This is a genomic window from Methylocystis sp. ATCC 49242 (assembly GCF_000188155.2).
Lineage (GTDB): Bacteria > Pseudomonadota > Alphaproteobacteria > Rhizobiales > Beijerinckiaceae > Methylocystis.
Genome location: NZ_KE124774.1, coordinates 431,011 through 456,703 on the forward strand (window position 1 = coordinate 431,011; position 25,693 = coordinate 456,703).

General features: G+C 65.3%; 23 protein-coding genes. 13 read left to right on the top strand and 10 right to left on the bottom strand.

Annotation, left to right across the window (positions count from 1 at the left end):
• Positions 1-118 precede the first annotated feature (118 nt).
• Complete coding sequence (locus MET49242_RS03980) at positions 119-412, top strand: hypothetical protein (RefSeq protein ID WP_036280847.1); 294 nt, start codon at positions 119-121, stop codon at positions 410-412.
• On the opposite strand, the gene zapE is transcribed toward MET49242_RS03980, so the two are convergent.
• The gene (gene zapE, locus MET49242_RS03985; protein WP_036280849.1) at positions 387-1,547 is read right to left on the bottom strand and encodes a cell division protein ZapE; all 1,161 of its coding nucleotides are present in this window, start codon (positions 1,545-1,547) and stop codon (positions 387-389) included. The two genes, MET49242_RS03980 and zapE, sit on opposite strands and share 26 nt — an antisense overlap.
• A 2-nt stretch (positions 1,548-1,549) precedes the next feature.
• The gene (locus MET49242_RS03990) at positions 1,550-2,047 is read right to left on the bottom strand and encodes a GNAT family N-acetyltransferase (RefSeq protein WP_036286826.1); all 498 of its coding nucleotides are present in this window, start codon (positions 2,045-2,047) and stop codon (positions 1,550-1,552) included.
• A 98-nt stretch (positions 2,048-2,145) separates the two neighbouring features.
• Here MET49242_RS03990 and MET49242_RS03995 point away from each other — a divergent pair, with 98 nt between their 5' ends.
• Entirely contained in the window at positions 2,146-2,700 is a 555-nt protein-coding gene (locus MET49242_RS03995; protein WP_036280851.1) for a GNAT family N-acetyltransferase, read from the top strand.
• A 7-nt stretch (positions 2,701-2,707) separates the two neighbouring features.
• Here MET49242_RS03995 and MET49242_RS04000 read toward each other — a convergent pair whose 3' ends face one another.
• Together MET49242_RS04000 and MET49242_RS04005 are read right to left on the bottom strand one after the other, a co-directional pair.
• Complete coding sequence (locus tag MET49242_RS04000; RefSeq protein ID WP_036280853.1) at positions 2,708-3,202, bottom strand: hypothetical protein; 495 nt, start codon at positions 3,200-3,202, stop codon at positions 2,708-2,710.
• A gap of 22 nt (positions 3,203-3,224) precedes the next feature.
• Positions 3,225-3,722: an NUDIX domain-containing protein gene (locus MET49242_RS04005; RefSeq protein ID WP_036280855.1), complete on the bottom strand. Its 498-nt coding sequence runs from the start codon at positions 3,720-3,722 to the stop codon at positions 3,225-3,227.
• An 80-nt stretch (positions 3,723-3,802) separates the two neighbouring features.
• On the opposite strand from MET49242_RS04005, the gene MET49242_RS04010 reads away from it, so the two are divergent.
• Complete coding sequence (locus MET49242_RS04010; RefSeq protein ID WP_036286842.1) at positions 3,803-4,684, top strand: metallophosphoesterase; 882 nt, start codon at positions 3,803-3,805, stop codon at positions 4,682-4,684.
• 1 nt (position 4,685) lies between these two features.
• Here MET49242_RS04010 and MET49242_RS04015 read toward each other — a convergent pair whose 3' ends face one another.
• A complete protein-coding gene (locus tag MET49242_RS04015; protein ID WP_036280857.1) occupies positions 4,686-5,411 on the bottom strand; it encodes a hypothetical protein in 726 nt (241 codons plus the stop codon).
• A 211-nt stretch (positions 5,412-5,622) separates the two neighbouring features.
• Between MET49242_RS04015 and MET49242_RS04020 the strand changes: the two genes are divergently transcribed.
• Together MET49242_RS04020 and MET49242_RS04025 are read left to right on the top strand one after the other, a co-directional pair.
• Positions 5,623-11,094: a GH36-type glycosyl hydrolase domain-containing protein gene (locus MET49242_RS04020; RefSeq protein ID WP_036280859.1), complete on the top strand. Its 5,472-nt coding sequence runs from the start codon at positions 5,623-5,625 to the stop codon at positions 11,092-11,094.
• A 108-nt stretch (positions 11,095-11,202) separates the two neighbouring features.
• On the top strand, positions 11,203-12,051 hold the full coding sequence (locus MET49242_RS04025; protein WP_036280861.1) for a hypothetical protein: 849 nt from the start codon (positions 11,203-11,205) through the stop codon (positions 12,049-12,051).
• Here the strand turns inward: MET49242_RS04025 and MET49242_RS04030 are convergent.
• Entirely contained in the window at positions 12,045-12,398 is a 354-nt protein-coding gene (locus tag MET49242_RS04030; protein ID WP_036280863.1) for a septal ring lytic transglycosylase RlpA family protein, read from the bottom strand. The genes MET49242_RS04025 and MET49242_RS04030 overlap by 7 nt on opposite strands.
• Positions 12,399-12,838: 440 nt before the next feature.
• Here MET49242_RS04030 and MET49242_RS04035 point away from each other — a divergent pair, with 440 nt between their 5' ends.
• Positions 12,839-13,378, top strand: coding sequence for a hypothetical protein (locus MET49242_RS04035; protein ID WP_036286845.1), 540 nt, complete (start codon positions 12,839-12,841; stop codon positions 13,376-13,378).
• A gap of 57 nt (positions 13,379-13,435) precedes the next feature.
• Here MET49242_RS04035 and MET49242_RS04040 read toward each other — a convergent pair whose 3' ends face one another.
• Positions 13,436-14,014 carry a hypothetical protein gene (locus tag MET49242_RS04040; protein ID WP_036280865.1) on the bottom strand — a complete coding sequence of 193 codons (579 nt, stop codon included), beginning with the start codon at positions 14,012-14,014 and terminating at the stop codon, positions 13,436-13,438.
• Between the two features lie 303 nt (positions 14,015-14,317).
• Here MET49242_RS04040 and MET49242_RS04045 point away from each other — a divergent pair, with 303 nt between their 5' ends.
• Entirely contained in the window at positions 14,318-15,484 is a 1,167-nt protein-coding gene (locus tag MET49242_RS04045) for an AAA family ATPase (RefSeq protein WP_036280867.1), read from the top strand.
• 163 nt (positions 15,485-15,647) lie between these two features.
• Complete coding sequence (locus tag MET49242_RS04050) at positions 15,648-15,965, top strand: GIY-YIG nuclease family protein (protein WP_036280869.1); 318 nt, start codon at positions 15,648-15,650, stop codon at positions 15,963-15,965.
• A 488-nt stretch (positions 15,966-16,453) separates the two neighbouring features.
• On the opposite strand, the gene MET49242_RS04055 is transcribed toward MET49242_RS04050, so the two are convergent.
• Positions 16,454-20,092: a vitamin B12-dependent ribonucleotide reductase gene (locus tag MET49242_RS04055; RefSeq protein ID WP_036280871.1), complete on the bottom strand. Its 3,639-nt coding sequence runs from the start codon at positions 20,090-20,092 to the stop codon at positions 16,454-16,456.
• 415 nt (positions 20,093-20,507) lie between these two features.
• Positions 20,508-21,077 carry a hypothetical protein gene (locus MET49242_RS04065; RefSeq protein WP_036280876.1) on the bottom strand — a complete coding sequence of 190 codons (570 nt, stop codon included), beginning with the start codon at positions 21,075-21,077 and terminating at the stop codon, positions 20,508-20,510.
• Positions 21,078-21,202: 125 nt separating this feature from the next.
• Here MET49242_RS04065 and MET49242_RS04070 point away from each other — a divergent pair, with 125 nt between their 5' ends.
• A complete protein-coding gene (locus tag MET49242_RS04070) occupies positions 21,203-22,093 on the top strand; it encodes a GNAT family N-acetyltransferase (RefSeq protein ID WP_036280878.1) in 891 nt (296 codons plus the stop codon).
• Here the strand turns inward: MET49242_RS04070 and MET49242_RS04075 are convergent.
• Positions 22,051-22,929, bottom strand: coding sequence for a 1-acyl-sn-glycerol-3-phosphate acyltransferase (locus tag MET49242_RS04075; RefSeq protein WP_244430690.1), 879 nt, complete (start codon positions 22,927-22,929; stop codon positions 22,051-22,053). The genes MET49242_RS04070 and MET49242_RS04075 overlap by 43 nt on opposite strands.
• A gap of 82 nt (positions 22,930-23,011) precedes the next feature.
• On the opposite strand from MET49242_RS04075, the gene MET49242_RS04080 reads away from it, so the two are divergent.
• The 4 genes from MET49242_RS04080 (at position 23,012) to MET49242_RS04095 (ending at position 25,686) form a co-directional block, all read left to right on the top strand.
• A complete protein-coding gene (locus MET49242_RS04080; protein ID WP_036280882.1) occupies positions 23,012-23,563 on the top strand; it encodes an SRPBCC family protein in 552 nt (183 codons plus the stop codon).
• 35 nt (positions 23,564-23,598) lie between these two features.
• Positions 23,599-24,189: an SRPBCC family protein gene (locus tag MET49242_RS04085; RefSeq protein ID WP_036280884.1), complete on the top strand. Its 591-nt coding sequence runs from the start codon at positions 23,599-23,601 to the stop codon at positions 24,187-24,189.
• Between the two features lie 5 nt (positions 24,190-24,194).
• Positions 24,195-25,175, top strand: coding sequence for a YncE family protein (locus MET49242_RS04090; RefSeq protein ID WP_084679291.1), 981 nt, complete (start codon positions 24,195-24,197; stop codon positions 25,173-25,175).
• A gap of 103 nt (positions 25,176-25,278) precedes the next feature.
• On the top strand, positions 25,279-25,686 hold the full coding sequence (locus MET49242_RS04095) for an NADH:ubiquinone oxidoreductase subunit NDUFA12 (protein ID WP_036280886.1): 408 nt from the start codon (positions 25,279-25,281) through the stop codon (positions 25,684-25,686).
• The last annotated feature ends 7 nt before the right edge of the window (positions 25,687-25,693 follow it).

Here is a 25,693-nt window from a genome sequence, read left to right on the forward strand (position 1 = left end):
GGGAGGGCGGGCGCAACTGCGCCCGCCCTTCGCATTTCGGCGGGGGCCTCTTACATGTCGCCATCGGGCGGGGAATGTTCTATATCCCCGCCGTCGCAATTCTGGAGGGACCGCAATCTTGAAACTTCGTCTCGCCTGCCTTTTCGTTCTCGCCGCCACGCCCGCGCTCGCCGTAGACCCGACGGGCGTGCCGCAATGCGACGCGCTTCTGAAGCGCTACGAGGCCTGCTCGGTCGAACTCTCGCCCAAGCAGTTGCACGCCGCGCAGAAAGAGCTGCTCGAGGGCGCCATGGGGATGCGCGCCGCCGGGACAGATCCCAAGCTGCGTCCCGATCTCGAGCGCTTCTGCGACGACACTTTCGAGAAGATGAAAAAGGAAAGCGACATCAAGGATTGCATGTCGAAGCCATGAGCGCGATGCGCACGGCGCAATTCTCCAGATAGTCGCGCGCCCGCATCTCGGTGAGGCGCGAGACGGCGCGCTGGAATTCGCGCGCCTCGGCGCCATGGGCGGCGCGATAGAGTTCAGGCGGCTCGGCGGCGGCGGAGAGCGCGAGCAGCGCGCGCGCCTCGTAAAGCACGTCGACGAGCATGATGAAGCGGCGCGCCTCGTTGCGCTGCTCCGGCGCGATGATGGGAACGTCGTCGATGAGCATCGCGTCGAAACGTTGCGCCAGCGCGAGATAGTCGCCCGCCGCCAGCGCCCGCCCGCAAATGTCTGCGAAGCCGAGACGGGCGACGCGGCCCGCCGCCTGCGGAATGAAGATGGCGCGACGCTTCACTTCGATCGTCGCCGGCGCGCCATGCGTAACGCCTGACAGCGACAGGAACAGAGCGTCGAGCGCGGCATGGGCGCGCGTATCGGCGGGTGTGAAATAGACCTCGCCGACACAGCCCTTCTGCGCGCGATAATCGACCGGCGCATCGAGGCGCAGAACGTCCATGCGGTCCTGCAACAGCGCGACGAAAGGCAGGAAGAGATCGCGGTTGCGGCCGCCTTCGTAAAGGCGCGACGGTTCGACGTTGGAGGTTGCGACGACGACGACGCCCGACGCGAAAAGCGTCGAGAACAGCCGCGCGAGAATGGTCGCGTCGGCAATGTCGTGCACCGCGAATTCGTCGAAGCAAAGCAGCCGCGTCTCGCGCGCGATCTCCTGCGCGACGCAGCTCACCGGATCGTCGGCGCAAACGCCGGCGTTCTGCCGGAAGCGATGCAGGCGCTCGTGCACATCCGCCATGAACGGATGAAAATGCGTGCGGCGCTTCTTCTCGACCGTCGCAGCCTCGAAAAAGAGGTTCATCAGCGTCGTCTTGCCGCGCCCGACCGATCCCCACAGGTAAAGGCCGCGGGTCGGCGGCGCCTCGCGCCTGCGGAAAATCGACGTGACGGCGCGCGCCAATCCTGCGCCGGCGACGCCGCGTCCGGCGAGCGCGTTGACGAGCGCCTGCAGCTTCTCGACCGCAGTCCGTTGCGAGGCGTCGCTCTGCAGCGCGCCTTCGACGACCAGCGCGTCATATCGGTCGATGAGCGATTCCGTTCGCGTCATTCTCAGGCGCGCCGCATCTTGCCGCTTGCGGCGTCGAGCGCGCCGGGGCGCAATTCGCAATAGAGCAGGCGGTCGGGATCGACCGGGCCGGGCATGACGATCTTGCCGCGCGGAACACGGGCGAAGCCCATGCGCGAATAATAATCCTCATCGCCGACAAGCAGCACCAGCCCATGCCCTGCCTCGCGGGCGGCGTCGAGCGAATGTTTGACGAGCTTCTCGCCCACGCCCTGCGAGCGGAAGGCCGGCTCCACCGTCAGCGGGCCGAGCAGCAGGGCGGGGGAGGAGCCGACGAGAACAGGCGTCATGCGATTGGCGCCGACAAGAAGCGTGCCGACGCGGGCGACGAAGGAGAGCGACAGATCGGGCGCGACGCCCTCGCGCAGCCGGTAAGCCGTGCGCGCGTAGCGGCCGGGACCGAAGGCGCGCTCGTCGAGTTTCTCGATATGCGCTTCGTCGGCGGCCGTGGCGGGGAAGAATTTGATGACGAGGTCGATCATGACGCTTTTGTTACCCGTGGCCCGCCATATCATGCGGCGCGCGGAGGGCAAAACGCGACCGTTGCCTTGGGCGCAAAGCCCATGCAAAATCGCGGCAAATGAGCAAAACGCCCATCCGCCGCGCCGGAATCGAGGATGCGCGGACGATCGCCGAAATCCATGTCGCCGCCTGGCGCGAGACCTATGCGCAGATGATGCCCGCCGAGACCTTGGCCGGCCTCGACGTCGACGAATGGGCGGCGCGCTGGCGCAAGTCGCTGGCCGCGGGGGCGGGCGACCCGGCATGGGCTGTGTTTCTTGCGCTCGACGAGGAGGGCGCGGCGGCGGGCTTCGCGAAATGCGAGCGTCAGACCAGCGAGAAAATGGCGCCGCTCGGCTACGAAGGCGAATTTTCGTCGATCTATCTGTTACGGCGGATGCAGCGTCGCGGGGCGGGGCGGCGCCTGATGGCGGCGATGGCCGGGCATCTGCTCGCGAGCGGATGCAAGAGCGCCAGCGTCTGGATGTTTCGCGACGCGCTCCACGCGAGGCGCTTTTATGAAGCGCTCGGCGCGACGCCGACGGGCGTCGAAGGCGTGTGGGAGATTTACGGGCTGGTTTTGCCGGATGTCGCCTATGGCTGGCGGGATATTCGCGCGCTGGCGCAGTCCTGAACGCGCTTCAGTGCAGACTCCTGAGCAGTTGCCGCACAAATCTCGCGCGCTTGAACGCGTTGAGATCAATGCGCAATTCTTCGCCTTTTCCCTCGCCGTGCATTGCGGCGCGCGCGTCGCCGAGCACGCCGTTGCGATAATCCTCGAGGGTTAACGCCCCTTTCTTCCGGCGATCCCAGCGATCGAAGATCGCATCCTTGGCGCGCTCATACGAATGCGACACGCCCTGTTCGGCGGCGACGTCGGCGAGGCCGAAGCTGAAATTTCTCCACGCTTCCTTCGTCATCCGGCCCGTGTGACGCGGGTCCATTTCGGCGAAGGTTTTGTCGATGAAGTGATTGGCCTCGGCGGATGTGATGACGCCGTCGCGATTTTCGTCGAAATTGTAAAAGATGGCGTCGAGCGTATGTATCGCATTGGATTGGGCGCGCGGGGAGGAAGACGCCATCGCGACGGCGAGCGCGACGAGCATCGCGGCAGGGAAATGTCCGGCTTGCGACATGATCAATCTCTCCAATGCGGATTCACCAGTAGGGCGAGACCGGCGCGCCGTGAAAGACTTCCGCCAGCCGGGCGCGCGTCGCGGCGGTCGTGTCGTCGGGCAGGGCGTCGAGCGTGAAAAAACCTGCTTCCGCAATCTCCCGGTCGGGCGTGCGCGGACCTTTGCAATGAAAATCCCGCACGACGTAAAGCGCCACATGATCGCGCGGCGAAACCCGGCGGTTGAGAAAGACGCCATGCAGCGCCGGCTCGTTGACGTTGTGGATTTCGCCTTCCTCGGCCAGCTCGCGGGTCAGCGCCTCCAGCATGGTCTCGCCGCTCTCGACGCCGCCGCCGGGAAGGTAGAAGCCCGGCACATAGGTGTGGCGCACCAGCAGAACGCGATTGTCGGGGTCAATCACCAGCCCGCGAACGCCGAGCGTCATCGGCCGCTGGAACAGCGCGCCGAGGGTTATGATCCGCGAGACCGCGCGGGCGCGAAGCGACGGGGGCGGTCGTTCTGTGGGCGGCGGCGTCACCATTGTCTCCTGTTTCGTCGCGCGACTATGGCAAATGGCGCGCGAAGGCTCTAGGACTATTCGCAAACAACAAAGGCCGTCGCGTGACCTTTCTTCTCGCCCATCTCTCCGACGCGCATATCGGACCGATTCCACGCCCCAATCTTGCGGAACTGCTCGGCAAGCGCGTCACTGGCTATGTCAACTGGCTCTACAAGCGCGCTGGACAGCACGACATGGGAGTGCTGTCGCGCCTCGTCGAGGACATGAAGGCGCAAAAGCCCGACCATGTGCTGATGACCGGCGACATTGTGAACATCGGCCTTCCAGCCGAGATCGCGCTGGCGAGGGATTGGCTTGCTTCTCTCGGCGGACCCGAGGAGGTGAGCTACACGCCAGGCAATCACGACGCCTATGTCGCCGACGCCACGCAACTCGTGCATGAGGTCTTCGCGCCCTGGACGGCGGGCGAAACGGCGGCGGCCGGCTTTCCCTATTTGCGCCGGCGCGGGGGCGTGGCGCTTATCGGGCTCGACTCTGGCGTGCCGACGGGGCCGTTCATCGCCTCCGGCCGGCTGGGGGAGGAGCAACTGTCGGCGCTTGGGGCGTTGCTGGAACAGACGAAAACCGAAGGGCTCGCGCGCGTGGTGTTCCTGCACCATCCGCCCCATGTCGGCGGCGCGCGCATCCTGCGGGGTCTCGACGACGCGGCGGCCTTCGAGGACGTCATCGCCCGACATGGCGCGGAACTCGTCCTGCACGGCCACAACCACAAGCCGAGCCTTGCGCACATCGCCGGCCCGCTGGCGGCGGCCCCCGTCGTCGGCGTCGCCTCCGCCTCGGCGCGCCCCGGCGGCCACTATCCGGCCGCGGCTTACAACCTCTATTCGATCGGGCGCGAAGGCGACCGCCTGCGGATCAACATGCGCCAGCGCGGGCTGAACGAGGCGGGTGAAATCGTGGAGATGGCGGCGGTCGATCTTTAGATCAGTGCGCGATGTAGGTGCGATAGGCCCAGAGCGCGATTACCGCCAGCATTCCGAAGAAGGCGGCCGAGCCGAGGAACTCCACGACGAAGAGGAACGCCTGAAATGCCTTGCCGCGCAAGGCGCCGACTTCGCCCGCCGATTGCGCGGCGCTGTCGACACGCAGCGCTCTCGCCGCGCCGCCGCTCGCGTAATCGATGGCCAGCGCCCTTTCGCGCTCGATAAGCCGGTGAGCGATGTAATTTGTGACTGCGTCCACCAGCGCGTCGATTTTTTCGCTCTCGATCAGCGTCACGCGGCCATGGCGGGTGTCCTGCAGGAAGCGGTAGGTGCGACGGTCGCGGTCCATCTCGACGAAGCCGATCTGGTCGATGAACAGTCGCGGCCGCTCGCTGGGCGACACGGCGACGTCGAAAATGTCGCAGTCCGCCGGCACCTGCGCCAGAACCGGGGCGAGGGCGTCGGCGAGGATTTCGAGCCGGGCGATTTCCGCCGCCCGGAGATCGGCGAGCGCGGCGGAATGGTCGGCGTTCTCGACCCGGGCGCGACGAAGCGCCGCGGCGAGACTGGCCATGCGCTCGTCGAGCGTGGCCTTTCCCTCCACCGCCCTCGCGGCGCCCTTTTCCTGCGCAATGATCGCAGACAGGCGGTCGGCCGCCTGGGCGGTCGATTTTCTTCGCAGGCCGGAACGAGGGTTTTCCGTCGGCGCGGGCATGGGTTCGTCCATATCGTCCACTTGCTTCGCCCTCGCCGGAGCGCGGGATTTACGCTTTTTTGACTATAACGGCTTGCACTGCTTCTGCGAAGGGCCGCAGCCGCCGACGGGGGCGAGGGGTCGACATTTCCCCCGCCGTCCGGCAAGGGAATCCTTTATTCTGCCGGTGATTCCGGGGATTAACTATAAACAGCGCCGATGAGCGGACGCGTGGAGGGAACCCATGGCGACTATCCATGGCGAAACGGACACTGGCGGCGCGCTTTTCGAAAGAATCCTTTTTGGGCTCGGGCTCGCCGTCGTCGCTGCGCTAGAGGCTTCGGGCGGCTATGATCACGCCCTCGTCGCGGGCTTCTTCGCCGGCGCCGCGGTCTATCTGCTGCGGCCCTCCGGCGAGGCTGCGCGGCAGGCGATCGATTTCGTCGTCGATTTCCTGGTCATCGCGTCCTTCTCCGTGATGTGCGACCGGGCCGGCGTGTTGTGGCGGGCGCCGGACACGCTGGAGCAATTGTTCCGTTTCTCGCCGGTGGGCGCGGGCGTCGCGACGATCATATACATTTCTGGCGTCGTCACGCTTCGCGCGCGGTCGCGGCTGGCGGTCCGCGCGGCGCTGTTCGCGCTCCCGCTGCTTTTCAGCCTGCTGATCGCGTTGGGCTCCCCGCCCGTGACGCAAATCGGCGGCATGTTTCTGCCGGGGATCGACGCGCCGGAAATACTGAAAAAGATCATCGGCCGCACCTTCGTCCTGTTTCTGCTCAACGAGGCGGTCGTCGTCGGCGTGCCGCTGGCGCTCGGGCGCTTCCTGCCGCGGCAGTGGCGACCGCATGGCATCCTCTTCGCGGCGGCCTTTCTGGCGTCGCTCACGCCATTCGTCGCGACGGCGGTTTCCGCCTTCCTCACGCCTTATCTGCCGGCGCCCTTCGCGGCGTTCGCCGCGACCGTGATGGAGGCGCTGGCGCAGGGGGGGCTGTGGGGCGAGACCTATCTCGTGACGCAGGCGCTCGCCGGCCTGTTGCGCGCAACCCCGTCGCTTTCCGTCGTCGTCTACCACGACTGGAAGGTCGGCGCGGAGAAGGGCGCGGTCTACGGCTTCGTTTACATGGCGCTGCTGCTGGCGGTCGGGCTCGTCGTCTCGTTTCCGCCGGCCGTCTCGCTCATCAAATTGTCGGGTCCCCTCGGCGCGGCGCTGATCGGCGCGGCGACCTATCCGCTGGTCCGCACCATCGTCGAGAGCACGGATTCGACATTACCCTTCGTCGGGCGACTGGAGGAGGCCTATCTCCGGCCGTCGAATTTCGCGCGCGGTCTGGTGGCGGGCGCGGGCGTCGGCGTAGCGCTCATGATCGATCTGCCGGCCATGAGCGGATGGGACCGGTTCCTGTTCGGCGTCGTTGTCGGCGCGCTGGCCTACGCCGGCGTCGACGCGGCCTTCGATCTGCGGGCGCTGACACAGCGTCGTCGCCAGCACTTCCGCAGCTGGCGCGTCTACTCGCTCGGCGCGATGCTCGGCGGCGTCGTCGCGGGCAGCGTCGCCTGGTATCTGGACACGGGCCAGATCCAGACGATCGTCGGCAAATTCTTCGCCTATGTTTCGATCGATTACGCCGCGGACGGGCGGCCGGTCTACGCCTACATCGTGCGCCCGCTGTTCTCGAAATGGGGCGCGACGGATCTTGGCCTCGTCGATGGCGGGGTGCGGCTGCTCTATGACGAGTCGCTTTCGGGCGTCATCCAGTGGGTGTTCGCGGCGCCGCTCTTCTCGATCAATTTCTTCTTCCTCAGCGCCCTCGTGCAGCGCAGCCTCTCGCCGTTGCGCCAGCTCGCGAGCTGGGAAGGGCTTGAGATGCTCGTCGATAACGCGGTGCGCGTGCTGCGCTGGGGCCTGTGGATGGCGCCGGTGATCTACTCGTTCCTCAAGGCGTCGCCGGAGCCGGCCTGGTACAATCAGGATGGGCTGATCCGCACCGGCGTTGCGACCTGGATGAGCTACATCCTTCCGGACAATGAATTCCGCGCGTGGAGCCTCGACATCTTCACCGCGCTGCTCGCCTATGACGTGCTGCGCGTGCTGATCTGGTTCGACCACATGGGCCTGCGCGTTGCGACGCTGGTGAACTTCTCCTTCGTCGGCGGCGATCTCCTCGATGAGCGGGCGGCGCGCTTCGTCGGCAAGGAACAGGTGAGCCGCGCCATTCCCGAGGGCATCCGCCGTTTCGGCACATGGGCGCCTTTGCTCCTGCCCTTCTATATTCCGCAGGGGAGCAACTGGGACAAGGCGTGGACGGGCGCCGAGCAGATGGCGCAGACGCGGCCGCCATCCTACACCTATCTCGTCGGCGGCTATCTCCTTTACGCGGGGCTCGTGGCGCTGGGCCTCGTGCTTTTCCTGCTCGGCCGTCTCGCCCAGGCGCAAAAGCTCCCGCTCGAAGGCGTTACCGGCGCGGGCGGCGTGCCAGGCTCGAAACCTCTGAAGCTCACCAATGGCCTGATGACCAGCGAATGGTTCCAGGACAGTCAGGGCGCCATCCGCATCGAGGGCGTCGCGCGCGGCGGCCCGCCGATCGATCTCACGCGCCGCCCCGACGATCACGCCCATCCGCGCGGACGTTTCCTTTTCCTTCGCGAGGAAAGCGGCGAGTTGTGGTCGATTGGCGAGGCGCCGACGCGCTGCGCCGCTCACCGCGCGACTCTGACGGACGCCGGCGAAAACTGCCTGTTCTTCATGGCCGAGCGGAATGGCTTCGCCGTCGAGGCGCGCGTTTCTCTCGCGCCGGATGAGGCGGTGGAGATCACGCATCTGCGCATCGTCAATCTCCAGCAGCGCGGGCGCAGGTTGACGCTCGCGAGCCTGCGCGAATGGGTGCTGAACGAAACCAGCGTCGAAATGCGCGACGCAGCCTATAACGCCATCCACGTCGGCACATGGTACGTGCGTTCGCTCAATGCGATCTTCGCGCAAAACCGCCTGCTCAAGGGCGGCGCGCGGCGCCATGCGGACAGGCGTCTGTCGCCGGAAATCGGCTTCCACGCCATCGGCGCCGGGGCTGACACGAAAATAACGATCGTCGGCTATGAGGATGTGAAGTCGCGCTTCTACGGCATGGGGCCGGTGAATTCGCCCGACAGCCTGAAAGGTCTCGGCGAGCCGCGCGATCCTGACGACGAAGGGCTGCTCTACGGTTTCGAACCCTGCGCGAGCCTGCGCGTCGACATCGACATCGGCCCGGCCGGCGAAGCGGAGCTCATCATCGTCGACGGCTGGGCGCGCGACATGGGGCGCGCCACCGCCTCCGTCGCGCGTCATCTCGGCATGGCGCCGGTCGCGCCGGAAATTCTTGACAGGGCGCTGTCGCGCCAGCGTTCGCTGATCATGCCGCCGGCGCCGAAAGAGCATCGTTACAAATTCTCGCAGGACGGCCGCAGCGTCACGCTCGCGCCCGGCACGCCTCGGCCCTTCGCGCATGTCATCGCCAATGCGCTGGGGCAGGGGGCGGTGCTCACCAACGACGGCGACATCTTCTCCTTCAACGCCAATTCGCGGCTGAACAGCTTCACGCCGTTCCGCATGGGCGAGGGACGCATGGCCCCGACCGGGCAGATGATCTACGTCTATGATCTGGCCCGCACCGACGCCCATGCGCCGACTTTCGTGCCGCTGCGCCGGAGCGACGCGGAACATGAAGTGACCTTCTCGCCAGGCGCCGCCGTCTATCGCGCCGAGCGCGATCGCCTCGAACTCGAGATGACGGTCTTCGTCAGCCCGACGCGGCCGATCGAGTTCAAGATTCTCAAGATACGCAACAAATGCGATCACGAACGTCTGCTTCAGATCGTGCCGGCCATGGAGATCGTGCTCGCCGAAACGCCGAACGAAAGCCTCGGCGCGGTGCAATCGGTCATCGACGATGATCTGCACTCGATCTACTTCCTCAACCCGCGCAATAATTTCGTGAAAGGCTGGGCTTTCGTGACGACGTCTATCCCGGCGGAATTCGCCGAGACGTCGCGCCGCCGCTTCCTCGGCCACGAGAGCCGCGATCCCTGCCTGCCTTACATGGTCGAGCACGGCCACCCCGACGCCGGCGCGCCGGAGCATGAGCGCAAGGTCGCCGCCTTCTGCGGATCGATCGACGTGCCTCCCGGCGGAGAGGCGATCGTCATCGTGGCGCTCGGCCAGACCACGACGATGGAGGAGGCGCAGAAGCTCGCGGCCTTCGCGCGCGATCCGGCCAATGCGCGCATGGAATTCGAGGCGAGCGCGCGCGCATGGGACGAACAGCTCTCGGTGCTGCGCATCAAGACCAACCGTCCGGACGTCGACCGCCTCGTCAACGACTGGCTTCCCTATCAATTGCTCGCCGCGCGCCTTTGGGGCCGCACGGGTCCGTCCCAGCGCTCCGGGGCCATTGGCTATCGCGACCAGTTGCAGGACGTTTTGCCGCTCGTGCATCTCGCCCCCGAGCGCGCCCGAGCGCAGATATTGTTGCACGCGCGGCACCAGTATCTCGAAGGCGACGCCTGCAAGTGGTGGCATCGGGCGCCGAACGGCGGCACGGGCCTCGCCGACCGCACCCATTCGTCGGACCCGCACCTGTGGCTGCCCTATGTCACGATCCGCTACGTCAACGGTTCGGGCGACGCGGGAATACTCGACGCCGTCGAGCCATTCCTCGAAGCCAATCCGGTGCCGAAGGGGCAGGAGGGCGAGGCCACCGTGCCGCTGACCTCACGCGACAAGGACACGCTGCTCGGCCATTGCGCCCGCGCCATCGACTACACGCTCGACCGCTTCGGCGCGCATGGCCTGCCGCTGGTCGGTTCGGGCGACTGGGACGACGGCATGCATCTTGTCGGCGTGGAAGGGCGCGGCGAGAGCGTGTGGCTCGGCTTCTTCCTGCACGGCATCCTCATCGACATCGCGCCCTTCTTCGAGGCGAAGGGCGATGTCGACCGCGCCTCGCGTTATCGCGATGAGGCCGCGAAGCTGCGCCTCGCCCTCGACGCCTGCTGGCGCGGCGACCGCTATGTGCGCGACTTCGCGGACGACGGTAGCGAGATCGCGCCGATGAGCGCCATGACCGCGCATTGGCCGGTGCTCTCCCGGGCCGTCGACGCCGGGCGCGGGCGCGAGGCGATCGAAAAAGCGTTGGCGGCCCTCGGTCGGCCCAATCGCGTGTTGCTCGTCACGCCGCCCTATAACGAGCATTCAAGGCCATACCCCGGGCGCAGCGCCGAATATCCGCCGGGCGTTCGCGAGAACGGCGGGCAATATTCGCATGGCGTGTCCTGGTTCGTGGACGCGCTGGCGAGGCTCGGGGCGCAGGCGCAGGCCGAAGGCGATACGAAGGCGGCGGAAGAGCTGTTCCGTCAGGCGTTCGAGACCTGGATCGCGATTTCGCCCATCTCGAAGCTCGCGACCCCCGCAGAGGCGGACGTTTATGGCATGCCGCCGCATCAGCAGCCGGCCGACGTCTATGAGGGGCCGGGCTACGAAGGCCGCGGAGGCTGGAGCTGGTACACCGGCGCGGCGGCGCGCATGATCTCCGCCGCCTACGCCATGCTCGGGCTGGAATTCGAGAACGGCGAATTGCGTCCGCGCCCGGACGCTTTCGAGCCGAAAGGCGACCTTGAGCTCGAGAGCGTGACCTATCGCGGCAAGACGTATTCGAAGGATGGGAACAGGAAGGAAACATAGAAAGAACATTTTAAATGCTCGTCTACAAACATTGCCAAAGCGTTAACTTGGCAATAGACTCGGCGTCTTACACTGCCTGTGTTATCAAGCGTGTAGCGGCGTCGCGTCATGCGTGCATTTTTTGTTCTTTGTTCTCTTGCCTGCGCCGTCTTCGCCGCCGCTCCGGCCCGGGCCGGGGCGTGGCTTTATCCCGCAGGCAATGGCCAGGTCATCGTCACGACGACTTTCGCCGACGCGCGCAAGGCCTATGACGCCCGGGGACGGCTGATCGCGACGCCCTCCTATCGCAAGTTCGAGGCGCGCGTTTATGTCGAACACGGAATAACCGACTGGCTGAACTTCGTCGGCGAGGGCGGCTACATGGATTTCAGCGGCGCCGCGTCGCCGACGAACCATCTCAACCAGTTGATCGCCGAGGCCAAGGCCCGCTTGCCGCTGACGCTGAAGCCGCCGCCCGGTCCGCAATACGAGGGGCTGGGGCTGGGCTCGGCCGGCGCGCGACTGCGCCTCTTCACCTACGGCGACTATGTCTTCGCGCTGGAGGCCAGCCTGCGCGCGGCATCGCCGGAAGCGCGGCGGTTCCTCGACATGCGCGATCCGGTGCAGATCGACGCCCGGTTCCTGATGGGGCGGCCGATCACCGTCTTTGGCCTCAAAGGCTTCATCGACACTCAGATCGGCTATCGCTCGCGCGGGCAGAACGGCGACGAGTTGCGCGCCGACTTCACCGCCGGTCTGCGCCCGTGGGATAAACTGCTCGTGATGGCTCAGAGCTTCTCGGCCTTTGCGCCGCGCGGCGGCGTCGCCACATTCGTCGCCGCGCAGAAGCTCCAGCTCAGCGCGGTCTATGACGTGACGCCGTCATTGTCCGTGCAGCTCGGCGGCGTTACGGCGCTCAGCGGGGCAAACTCCCCCGCCGAGCGCGGCGTCATCAGCGCCCTGTGGTGGCGTTATTGACCGGAGACGGGCTCTACCCTGACCATCGCCACGCCGGCCGAGCGGAAGCCCAGGCTGTCCGCCGCATGGGCGGAGACGTCGATCACGCGGCCGCCGGTGAAGGGCCCGCGATCATTGACAGTGACGATGACCGAACGATTGTTCCGCAGATTGGTCACGCGCACATGAGAGCCGAATGGCAGGGTGCGATGGGCGGCCGTGAAGGCGCCGACATGGCCGCCGCTCGCGGTTCGTCCGCCAAGATTATAGTAGGACGCCTTGCCAACCCAGGCGGCGTCGGCGCTGACAGTGAGCGCCAGCAGCGCGACAGATCCAATCACCAATTTCTTCAACAGCACATTCTCCATGCAGGATGGCGGCTCTGCGCCGACTGTATGCGTCACGGAGCGACGCGAGCCCTTGAAGTAGCCGGACGCCCGGGCGAAATAAAGGCAGTCACAAAACCGTATTATTTGCGATAATTTGTGCCCAGGGGCGGATTTTTCCGAAAACTATAGTTTTACGATTTCCCAATTATATCGCCAGCTTGTTTGACAACACGATGCGGATGTTCGCCAGCTGAAACCTGTTTTTCGTCCATGTGGTAAAAATACTACAGCCACTGAAATTCTGGTCCCCTTTGCCGCTCTCGACACTGACACAGCAAAAACCGGCCAGCGATGAGCGGCCGCATGGCCCGGGTTGATTTGGTCCGGCAGGAGCTCAAGTAAAACGATTGGCGATGCGGCGGCAGGGAAGCGCCCGCATTTGTTCCGCGGGCCGTCGCCCTCGTTGGGAGGACGCGATCATGGTCAGGAAAAATATCACGGCGGGCGTCGCGGCCGCGGCCCTCGGGGCCGCGCTCTTGGCGCAGACCGGCGCAGCAGAGGCGCAACATCGCGGCTTTGGGGGCGGCGGCTTCGGCGGATTTCACGGGAGACCGGCCGGCGTCGGCTTCGGCGGGGGCGGCTTTCATGGCGGCTGGGGAGGCGGGATCCGTCCCGGATGGGGCGGGGGCATCCGTCCTGGATGGGGCGGCGGGATTCGCCCCGGCTGGGGTGGCGGCTGGGGCGGCGGCCATCATTGGGGCGGCGGCTGGGGCGGCGTTCGACCGGTCGGCTGGGGATGGCGGCACAGGCCCTATTGGGGCGGCTGGAGATACCGCCGCCATTGGGGCGGCGCCTGGCCGTGGTACGCCGGCGCGGGCCTGATCGGCGCCGGCTGGGGCTACAGCTATCCCACTTATGGCGGCTGTTATCGCCTTCGCACCGTCTGGACCGGCTATGGCTGGGCGCAGCAGTGGGTAAACGTCTGCGGCGGCTGGGGATATGGCGGTTGGGGCTGGTAGGCGCTCAGGCGGAAGGGATTCATGGGCTCTCCCGGAAACGGGAGAGCCCAATGTTTTTCAGGCGGCGGCGGCCGAATGAGCATGCACGTCACGGCCGCCGTTACGTTCCATGATGCCGATGGCGGCGCGTTCCTTGTCCTTGTCCCATGCGCGCGCCCACAACAGCAGGCCGCCGTGCTGCATCTGCTCCTCGAGCCACTGGGCTTCGCGATATCCGACCCATTTGGCTATCGCCGCGCCGATGAGACCCGTTCCGCCTCCGGCTATCGCCGCGCCTGCGACCGCCGCCGGCAGGGCGCCGCCCGCCGCAAGCACGGCTCCGGCCCCCAGGATCGCTCCGATGTAGAACAGACCGCCGATAACGCCGGCCTTGGCCTCGTTCCTGGCCTCCGGGTCGATATATTCGCTGCGTGGCGCGACGACGCTGTCTTGGAGCTCCTTTGCCGGAATGTGATCGGCGCCGAGCTTCTCGCGCACTGTCTGCTCGTCCGCCAAAAGGCTGATGGTCGAATAATCGAAGCCATTGGTCATAAGATCGTCGATCGCCGATATGAGCGCGTCCGAGGTGTCGAATACGCCTACGACCTCGCGCACCTCCCCACGTTCCTCAGGGGTTGAAACCTGTTTTTCTTCCATGGGCGTACCTCCGCGAGCGCATTGCGCCGGGGGCGATCCGAGCTGTCGCGCTCTACGTTTGTTAAAGGGAGCGGATGCGCTGGTGTTTCAAGATGGCGGAATCGGAAAAATCCAAGCAGGAGCTGGACTTCGGCGCGTAGCCGACGGCGCATTGCCGAACGTCGCATTCATAGAAGCTCTTTCTGCGCGCGCGCACCTTGCGTGGACGGCTTGGCGTTCTCATCTGATGAGGCTGCGAAGCCGGGGCGTGGTCGGCGAGGCGGCGAACATGCGCGCCTCGAAACGCATGTACGAAGGGCGCTCATGAACTATCTCGACACCGCATTTTCCGCGCTGACGTCCAACCAGCTTCTCGTCGGCGGCGTCGGGACGCTGGCCTTCGGCTCGCTGATGTATGTCCTGCGAACCGTGCCCGAGACCATGCTGGATCTCGTAGAGAGGACAGTATGGACGAAGGTCTTCGTCGAGAGCCTCTCGAACGAATATCCGGACGTCGACGCCTTCATCGAGGGCCGGCGCCTCGATTTCTTCAGCCGCTCGCTGGAGATCAAGGATGGCGGGCTGAAGACCGGCTTCGGCGGCGGCTGGGGCGTTTATGGCGGAACGTTCTTCAAATATTCCAAGACCAAGTCCGCACAGCAATTCACGCCTTTCGAGACGATCACGATCTCCTTTCTGACCCGCGACCGCTGCGTGGTCGAGCGCTTCATGCGCGACTGCAAGCCCGAGGAGCATCGGAACTCGATCCAGATTTCCATGTTTTCCGCCGGCGGCGGCGAGGGCGGCCTGCGCCGTCGCAAGCGCGGTCTCGACACGGTATTCGTCGATCAGTCGATCAAGGATCGGCTCGTCTCGCGGTTCTCATGGTTTCAGGGCGCCGAGGAATGGCACGCGTCGCGCGGCATTCCGTGGAAGCTCGGCGTCGTGCTTCATGGTCCGCCCGGCACGGGAAAGACGAGCCTCATCCACGCGCTCGCCTCCGACTTCGGCTTCGACATCAAATATATCAAGTCGCTGCACGGGCTCGGCGCGGCGTTCAAGTCGGGAACGTCGAACGATCTCTTCGTCATCGAGGATATCGACACGATCGCGAACAGTCTCGATCGCGGAACGAAGGCGAAAGACGAAGACCCCGCCATGCGCGCGTCGCCGCTGCATGAAATCCTGAATTCGATGGACGGCATGCAGACGCCGGACGGGCTGAAATTCATCGTGACGACGAACCATCTCGACCGGCTCGATCCCGCGATCGTGCGGCCGGGGCGCATCGACGAGGTGATCGAGGTCGGGCCGCTGCCGATCGAGAGCGCGCGGGCGATGTTCCGTGCGTTTTATGGGCGCGAGGGGATTGCAGGTTACACGCCTCGCACCGGGGCGGAGTTGCAGCAGATGTTTTCGACGATGAGCGCGGAGGAGGTGGAGAGCGAGTTGGGGCTGAAGGTTGTGGAGCGGGTAAGGGAGGTGGCGTGAGAGCGACCGCTGGAATCGGCCCCTCGCCCTTCGAGACGCGTGCTGCGCAGGCTCCTCAGGGTGAGGGGCCTGATGCTCGCGAGGTGGTTATTTCACGGAAGTCCCCTTGCCGAGCCGACAGGAGCGCCCGAAGGACGCGTCTCGAAGGACGAGGATTGCTGTGATGGCCGAAGGCGCAAGCATCTACATCCTGCTTTGCGCCGATGGCAGTTACTACACCGGGCTGACGCGCAAGGAGGTAGAAACGCGCGTTGGGGAGCACAATGCCGGGGTTAACGCGGATTATACTAGCCGCCGACGCCCTGTAACGCTCGTCTGGTCTGCTTACTACGAGCGACTGACTGACGCGATTGCAGCGGAACGCCAGATAAAAGGTTGGAGCCGCGCCAAAAAAGAAGCGCTGATTAAAGGCGACTACGACGCCTTGCCCGCGCTTGCTGCGCGTCGAAACAGGAAGAGCGGCGCGCCTTCAGGCCAATGATCCCGGCCCCTCGTCCTTCGAGACGCGCGCTGTGCGCGCTCCTCAGGATGAGGGGCCTTGCATTGCCATCACCGCCCATCTCCAACTCAGGCTGCCTTACCGCGCCGACAAGCAATCCTCATCCTGAGGAGCGCCCGAAGGGCGCGTCTCGAAGGACGAGGATTGCGCCGCCAGCGATTATGACGCCTTGCGCGCGATGGGCGCGCCACAGCAAGAAAGGTGTGAAGGCTAGTGAGGATTGATCGTCGCGGCCCCTGGTCCTTCGAGACGCGCGCTGTGCGCGCTCCTCAGGATGAGGGGCGTTGCATTGCCATCGCCGCCTATTTCCAACCCGGGCTGCCTTGCCGCGCTGACAAGCAATCCTCATCCTGAGGAGCGCCCGAAGGGCGCGTCTCGAAGGACGAGGATTGCGCCCGGGGACATCGGCGCATGGCCTCAACGACAATGGCCGGGACGAGCCCGGCCATGACGACTGAGACGTTGCCTGCTCAACTACACCCCGTCGTCGATCCACACGTCTCACACTTCAGACACGTCCCATTGCGCACCAGCGTGAAATTCGCGCACTCAGGGCACGCTTCGCCGACATAGCCCTTCATCCGCGCTTCGGCGCGTTTCTCCGCGACGCCCTGCACGGTCTTCGTCGGCTCGGTCCAGCCGAGTTGTGACAGCGCTTCCGCTTCTTCGACGGCTTCCGGCGTCGGCTCGCTTTTGAGGGCGACGGCGCCGCCGCGCACCACCATCAGCTTGTCGGTCTTGGAGCGCAGCAGGCCGCGCGAGACGATGGAGCTCGTCTCCGGCGCCTTGCCCTCGTGCTCACCCTTGCCGAGCACGTCATGGCCGATGTCGTCGGGCGAGACATGCGCGAGGTCGGTGCGGCCGAGATAGGACACGGCGAGTTCGCGGAACACATAGTCGAGGATCGACGTCGCGTTCTTGATCGCGTCATTGCCCTGCACCGGACCGGCGGGTTCAAAGCGCGTGAAGGTGAAGGCGTCCACATATTCCTCGAGCGGCACGCCATATTGCAGGCCGAGCGAAATCGCGATGGCGAAATTGTTCATCAGGCTGCGGAAGGCTGCGCCTTCCTTGTGCATGTCGATGAAGATTTCGCCGAGGCGCCCGTCCGCATATTCGCCCGTGCGCAGATAGACCTTGTGGCCGCCGACCGCCGCCTTCTGCGTATAGCCCTTGCGGCGATCCGGCAGTTTCTCGCGCTCGCGGATGACCTGATGCACCACGCGCTCGACGATGCGCTCCGCGACCATGGCCGCGCGCGCGGGCATCGTCGCCGACACGATTTCGTCGATCACATCCGCCGCGTCGATGTCGTCGTCGCCCGAAATGAGCTGCGCCGACAGCGGCTGCGAGAGCTTGGAGCCGTCGCGATAGAGCGCATTGGCCTTGAGGCCGAGGCGCCAGGACAGCAGATAGGCCTGCTCGCAATCCTCGATGCTCGCGTCATTCGGCATGTTGATGGTCTTGGAGATCGCGCCCGTGATGAAGGGCTGCGCCGCCGCCATCATGCGAATGTGCGACTCGACCGAGAGATAGCGCTTGCCCGTGCGGCCGCAGGGGTTGGCGCAATCGAACACGGCGTAATGTTCGCGCTTGAGATGCGGCGCGCCCTCCAGCGTCATCGCGCCGCAGACATGGGTGTTCGCCGCCTCGATCTCGGACTTGGCGAAGCCCAGATGCGTGAGAAGGTCGAAGTTCCGGTCCTCGAGCGAATGCGCGGGAACCTTCAGCGTTCCGGTCAGGAAGTCCGGCCCGAGCGTCCATTTGTTGAAGACGAATTTGATGTCGAAGGCGGAGGGCAGGGCGGCCTCCACCGCCGCGAGCTTCTCGTCCGTGAAGCCGCGCGCGCGCAGGCTCGCGGTGTTGATCGCCGGCGCGTTGGCGAGCGAGGCGTGGCCGACGGCGTAGGCCTCGATCTCCGCAATCTCGCTCTCGCGATAGCTTAGCGCGCGCAGGCCCTCCGGCACGGCGCGGTTGACGATCTTGAGATAGCCGCCGCCTGCGAGCTTCTTGAATTTCACCAGCGCGAAATCGGGCTCGATGCCGGTGGTGTCGCAATCCATCACCAGGCCGATGGTGCCGGTCGGCGCCACGACAGTGACCTGCGCGTTGCGATAGCCATAGAGTTCGCCCTGCGAAAGCGCCTTGTCCCAGGCGGCCGCCGCACGCTCCGCCAGCAAGGGATCGGGGCAGGAGGCGATGTCGAGCGGCACGGGTTTCACCGCGAGGCTTTCATATCCGTCATGCTCGCCATGCGCGGCGCGGCGATGGTTGCGGACGACGCGCAGCATCGACTCGCGGTTCTCCATGAAGCGCGCGAAGGGTCCGCGCTCCTTCGCCATCTCCGCGGAGGTCGCGTAGCAGACGCCGGTCATGATGGCCGAGAGCGCGCCGGTGATCGCGCGGCCCGCGGCGCTGTCGTAAGCGACGCCGGACGACATCAGCAAGCCGCCGACATTGGCGTAGCCGAGACCCAGCGTGCGGTAGTCATAGGAGAGCTGCGCGATTTCCTTCGACGGGAACTGCGCCATCAGCACCGAGATTTCGAGCACGATGGTCCACAGGCGCACGGCGTGCTCGTAGGAGTCGACGTCGATGCGCTTCGTCTCGTCGTCGCGGAACTGCAGAAGGTTCAGCGAGGCGAGGTTACAGGCCGTGTCGTCGAGGAACATATATTCCGAGCACGGATTGGACGCGCGGATCGGGCCGCCGGCGGGGCAGGTGTGCCAGTCGTTGATGGTCGTGTGGAACTGGATGCCCGGATCGGCGGAGGCCCATGCGGCGTAGCCGATCTTTTCCCACAGGTCGCGGGCTTTCAGCGTCTTCGAGACCTTGCCGTCGAGACGCTTGATGAGATTCCAGTCGCCGTCATTTTCCACGGCATGGAGGAACTCGTCCGTCACGCGCACGGAGTTGTTGGAGTTCTGGCCGGAGACGGTGAGATAGGCCTCGCTGTCCCAGTCGGTGTCATAGGTCTCGAAGGAAATGTCCTTGTAACCCTGACGCGCGAACTGGATCACGCGCTTGATGAAATTATCAGGCACCTCGTTGCGGCGCGCGAGCTTGATCTCGCGCTTCAGCGCCGGGTTCTTTTCCGGGTTGAAGCAGTCGTCGCCGGGGCCGTCGCAATTCACGCAGGCGCGCAGGATCGCCTTCAGGTGCTTCTTGACGATCTTGGAGCCGGTGACGAGAGAGGCGACTTTTTCTTCCTCCTTCACCTTCCAGTCCACGAAGGCTTCGATGTCGGGATGGTCGACGTCGACGACGACCATCTTCGCTGCGCGGCGCGTGGTGCCGCCGGACTTGATCGCGCCCGCCGCGCGGTCGCCGATCTTGAGGAAGGACATCAGGCCGGAGGAGGAGCCGCCGCCCGAGAGCTTCTCCTTCTCGCCGCGCAGCCTGGAGAAATTGGTGCCGGTGCCGGAGCCATATTTGAACAGGCGCGCCTCGCGCACCCACAGATCCATGATCCCGCCTTCGTTGACGAGATCGTCCTCGATCGACTGGATGAAGCAGGCGTGCGGCTGCGGATGCTCATAGGCCGACTTCGACTTCACCATCTTGCCATTGGCGTAGTCGACATAGAAATGGCCCTGGCTCGGCCCGTCAACGCCATAGGCCCAGTGCAGGCCGGTGTTGAACCATTGCGGCGAATTGGGTGCGGCCATCTGCGTGGCGAGCATGTAGCGCAATTCATCGCTGAAGGCCCGGGCGTCCTCCTCGCTGTCGAAATAGCCGCCTTTCCAGCCCCAATAGGTCCAGGCGCCGGCGAGACGGTCGAAAACCTGACGCGCGGAGGTTTCCGACGTGTGGCGCTGATCCTTCGGCAGCGCCGCGAGCGCCTCCGTGTCGGCGATCGAGCGCCACAGGAAGGAGGGGATGCTGTTCTCCTCGACGCGCTTCAGCCGCGTCGGCACGCCGGCCTTGCGGAAATATTTCTGCGCCAGCACATCTGCGGCGACCTGGCTCCACTGCGTCGGCACTTCGATATTGTCGAGCGAGAACACCACGGAGCCATCGGGATTGCGAATCTCGCTCTTTGTCGTGCGGAACTCGATGTTCGCATAGGGAGACTCGCCAGCCTTGGTGTATCGCCGCTCGATTTTCATGTGCCCAGATCCCTTCAATGCGCAAGCTACCGCTCGCGCGCAGCCGTCCGCCGGCCAGCGACGCAAATGTTCGCCAAACCAAAACTCGAGAGACGCGCGCCCGGCGCCCCCGGATAGAGTCGGGGCGAGAGCGAGCACGCCAGAAACGAGGAATAACGCCCGCGCAGAATGTCGCTCGCGCCCGGCTCGCGCCAGGAACAGCCAGACATTGGGAGGAACGTCCGCCGCTGCGTCATCGCGTGGTGTCCTCACAGTGCGCGAGTCTGCCGACCGCGTCAAGATATTGTGTCGGGAATTAACAGGCAGACAATATGTGGAGAAAATAGTGGATATTGGGGAAAATTCTACCTAATCCGCCAAAACAGGCTCGACGAAAGCCGGAGATTCGGCAAGGCAAAGATTTCAGCGCGGGATGCTACCTGCAGGCCCCCTCTGGGGCCGGCCTCAACAGAAACGCGTGATTTTCCGCGTTATTGGGGCTGAGATAGAGGAAGCTCCTGCCCTCCGGCGGCCCGAGAAGCTCCAGCCGCTCCCGCACCGTGACGAGCAGGCCGTCGCCTTTGGGCGCGATCTCGAAGGAGCCGGCGTCGTCCATGGAGAGGCGGCAGTCCCTCACGCCGTCCTCTTTCGTCTTGCAGAGCGTGGTCTCCTCCGCCGAAAGGGAGGCGTTGCAGGTCAGCGCCTCGCTCTCCATCGAGCAGGCGCCGAGCGTGCCGAAGCTGCGTTTGTTCCCGACGACCCATATCTGGAGGTTGGCGTCGGCGACGATCGGGCGTTCGTCGCCCGGCGTCTTGGGAACCGATGTCGGCCCGATCATGAGCTTCACATGTCTCACGATCTGGCCGCGATGCGCCTGAAGATGCGCAGCGTCGTAGACGCGCTCGTAGCAGCCGGCGAAGGGGGCGGGGTCTCCCGCGCGGACGGCGGTCGCAGACAAGGCGCCGCAGATCGCAATCGAGACCTTCAAACCCCGCACCCAAACCATTCGACTCTCCTCATGATGTCAAGCTTACGCTGTCGCGCGACGGGTGTCATCCAAAGGCCGGCGTCACAAAAGCGTTGCCGACTCGTGATTTTTCATTCTTGCGCTTCGCAGGAGAAAAAACGCGGATGTGGACGATCAACGCCGGATTCGGCCGCACGATCATCGCTTCGACGCAACCAACACAGCCTCACGCTAAAAAAGTAAAGCTCGACGAGACGCTTGGAAGGCTCGGGACGCTCGAGGCGCGCCTCGCGCGCGGCAAGAAGGAAATCCGAAGGGCCCAGCGGCTGCGATACGACATCTTCTACAAGGAGGGCGGGGCCATTCCCGACGCGCGCACCGCTTTCACGCGCCGCGATGCGGACCGCTTCGACAAATATTGTGATCATCTGATCGTCATCGATCACGCCGCGAAGAATCGTCGCGGCAAGGTCAAGCCGAGGATCGTCGGCGCCTATCGCCTTCTGCGCGACGAGATGGCGGCGAAGGCCGGCGGCTTCTATTCGGCGGACGAATACGACATCGAGCCGCTGCTCGCGCGTCACGCCGGCAAGCGCATATTGGAGCTTGGCCGCTCTTGCGTTCTCGCGGAATATCGCAGCAAGCGCACCATCGAGCTATTGTGGCGCGGCCTCCTCGCCTATGTGCGGGCGCATGACATCGACGTCATGATCGGCTGCGCGAGTTTCCCCGGCGTCAGCCCGCTCGCCCATGCGCAGGCGTTGAGCTATCTCGCGCATTACGCCAGCGCGGACGGGGTCTGGAGCGTGAAGGCGCGCAATGATCTCTACAAATCGATGGCGCTGCTTCCGAAGGACGCGCTCGACGTGAAGAGCGCACGCGAGGCGCTGTCGCCGCTGATAAAGGGTTACATGCGGCTGGGCGCGCGCTTCGGCGACGGCGCGGTGGTGGACATCAAGTTCAACACCACGGACGTCTTCGTCGTCATGCCCGTTGCAGAGATCGACGCGCGCTACATCGAATATTTCAGCGGAACCGAACGCCGCGCGGCCTGATCGCCGCGCGCGGCCGAAAGCATGTCGCGCACCCGCGTCTCGGTTTCGATTGCGAGCGTCTTGCGGTCCTTGCCGCGCAGATCGACGGGCTCGCCAAAGGTGATGTGACAGCGCGCGCCGCCGCGTTTCATCAAATCCCACAGATGCGGCAGGAACGTCATCTCGCCATACCAGCCAACGTCGATCGGGCCTTCGCTGTCAGCATAGAGAATCGCGACGGGCGCGATTGCAGCCTCGCCGTCGTATTTTTCCAGAGCGTCGAAATGCGCCGGATTGAAGCGCAGAACATTCGTGCCGTCGCTCGACGTGCCCTCGGGAAAGACGACGAGATCGCGGCCCTTGCGCAGAACGTCGCGGAGCGCCGCATTGACGCGCGGAATCTCGCCGCGGGCGCCGCGATTGACGAAGACAGTGCCCTGAAGCCTCGCGAGAAAGCCGAGCGCCGGCCATTTCGCCACTTCGCTCTTTGCGAGAAAGACAAAGGGATGAAGGCTCGCGAGCGCGATGATGTCGGTCCACGACACATGGTTCGCCACGACGAAGCGCGGCGCCGGGGTGGGCAGGGCGCCCGTGGCCTCAACCCTTATGCCGATGGTGGCGCAGATCGCCCGGCAGAAGCCCGTCTGGATCCAATGCTGCAAGGCCCAGCCGCATCGCCGCGCCAACGCCTGCAGGGGAACGAGAAAGATGAAGGCCGCCGACATGGCGAGGACGAAAGCAAGCGCGCGCAGATAGGGCATGGCGCGCAGATGGCGCGCCTGTGAGACGGGCGTGTGACAGAAAGAGACGCATCGTCTTGAGAGGGGCGGGGCCGCGCCGCCGCTTCCACCCTCCACGGCCTTGACGCCGCCCCTTCCAGTCCCTTTATGTGCGCAATCCGCCGCGACCGGCGGCAGATCAGGTTCAGGAGAATTTCCCATGTCCTTTGTGATTGCGCGCCGCGCTGTCGTCGTTGCGGCCCTGTCGCTCGTTTCCGCCGCGGTCGTGTCGGCCCCGGCTTTCGCGCATGGCCCCTCGCGCCAGAAGGTCGTCGAGAAGATCGAGATCGACGCGCCGGCCGACAAGGTCTGGGGAATCGTCGGCAATTTCCAGGATCTGAACTGGCACCCCTCCGTCGCCTCGACGGAAGGAACGGGCGGCAGCGACGTTGGCGCGAAGCGCAAGATCACGCTCAAGAACGGCGGCGTGATCGAGGAGTCGGCGACGAAGGTCGACGCGGCGGGCAAGTCGCTCAGCTACAAGATCGATAATGTGGACGTTAAGGTCGTCCCGGTGAACAACTACTCCTCGACGATTTCGGTCAAGGAAGAGGGCGGCAAGAGCGTCGTCGAGTGGAAGGGCGCCTTCTACCGCGGCTTCATGAACAACGATCCGCCGCCGGAGCTCTCCGACGAAGCGGCCGTGAAGGCGGTGTCGGACTTCTATAAGGCCGGCCTCGCAGCGCTCAAGGCCAAGGCGGAGGGCAAGTAAAGCCGGGGCGAGAGGGGCCGCCGGGAGGTTTTGAAATGTCCAGCCTGTCGCGCCGCGCGGCGTGTCTCGCGCTGGCGGCGTTCGTCCCTCTGGCCACAACGGCTTTCGCCGCCGGCGCAGAGCCGCCTGTTCCGGGGCCGAATTCCTGGGCCGCGCATGGCGCGGCCCCGCTCAAATCCGTCGAAACAATCGTCATCGACGCGACCCCCGAAAAAGTCTGGGCGGTGGCAAGCGATTTTGCCCATTACGACTGGCTGCCCGGCGTCGCACGCGTCGAGGCGAGCGGCGGGAACGCGCCGGAGCAGGGCAAGCGCAGGCTCCTGTTGGCCGACGGCGGCGCGATCGACGAGACGCTCGTGAGATGGGACCCGGAGCGCATGACGCTCGCCTGGCATCGCGACCGCGACGACGTGAAGCGCCTGCCCGCCATCAATTACATGACCCACGTGACCGTGAAGCCCGCCGCGGACGGCAAGGCGCTGGCCGAATGGAAGGGCCGGTTCTACCGTGGCCATCCCTTCAACGACCCGCCGCCGGGACTCGACGACGACACGGCCCTGGCCGCAGTGACGGCGCTGCATCGGGCGAATCTCGCTGCGCTGAAGGCGCGGGTGGAGGGGAAGTGACGCATATGCGGCGGAAGGGGCGGGGCGGTCGTAAACGCACAGCGCTGCATGGCGTCGCGCGACTCGCTTTCGCGACGCTTCTTTGTCCCGCTCCCGCCCGCGCCGATGAAGTCTTCATCACCGCGCAGGGGGCGGACGCGCTCGAAATCATCGACGTCGCGACGATGAAACCTCTGGCCCGCCTGCCAATCGGCGGCAAGCCCGCCGGAATCGCGGTGAGCCGGGACGGCGCGCGCGCTTTCGTGACCAGCCCCGAGGGCAAATTTCTCACCGTTGTGGACGCGGAGGCGCGAAAGATCGAACGACGGATCGCCGTCGCAGGGGGGCCGCTCGGCGTCGCTGCCGCAGCGGACGGCCGCCGCGTCTATGTCGCCGATCTCTATGGACGCCGACTTGTCGAGATCGATCCCGAGAAAGGCGAGACCCGCAGCGTCGGCGTCGGAGCGATGGCCTCCGGCGTGGCCGTGACGCCGGACGGCGGGACGATCCTCGTCGCCGACCGCGACGACAATGCGGTCTCGGTCATCGACGCCGCGAGCTTCACCCGCGTCGCGACGATTCCCGTCGGCAGGCATCCTTTTGGGGTCACCATCGACGCAGAAGGCGCCCGCGCCTATACGGCCAATGTCGAATCGGACGACATGAGCGTCATCGACATCGCCGCCCGCAAGGTCGTCGCGACGGCGAAGACCGGCAGCCGGCCCTATACGGTGGCGCTGGCGGGCGGGCGAATCTTCACCGCCAACCAGCATGGCGACAGCCTCAGCGTCTTTGACGCCGCGACCCTCGCGCCACTGGAAACCGTGAAAGTCGGGGAATATCCCGAAGGAATCGACGCGAGCCGCGACGGCAGGACGGTCTATGTCGCAAACTGGTTTTCAAACGAGCTCTTGGCGATCGACGCGAAGACGCTCAAGGTCGTCGGCAGGGCCGAGACCGGCGACGGTCCCCGGGCGTTCGGCGCCTTCGTCGCGGCAGGTAGATGACGCGCGACACTAGACACCGCCGCGCGGCGACGCCATAAGGAGCGCAACGCCAAGACTGGCGGCCGCAACACTGGCGGGCTGCAAGCAAGAGGCCGGAACTCTCATGTCCTATATCGTCCGTTTCTTCACCTGGTGGAACCGCGCAACCCTTTCGACGGGATTGTGGACGCTGCTCTATGGCGAGCGCGTCGGCGAGGATGAATTCGGCAACGTCTATTACCGCCGCCGCGGCGGCAAGAAGGACAAGGCGCTCGGCATCGAGCGGCGCTGGGTTATCTACAAGGGCTATTGCGAGGGTTCGGCCACGCCGCCCGGCTGGTACGGCTGGCTGCATCACACGGTGGACACGCCGCCGACCAAGGAAACCTACAAGCCGAAGGACTGGGAGCTCCCGCATCAGGAGAACCTCACCGGCACGCCGCGCGCCTATCGCCCGCCGGGATCTCAGCTGGCCACCGGCGAGCGCCCGGCGACGGGCGGCGACTATGTCGCCTGGCGCCCGGAGGGCTGAACGCCGC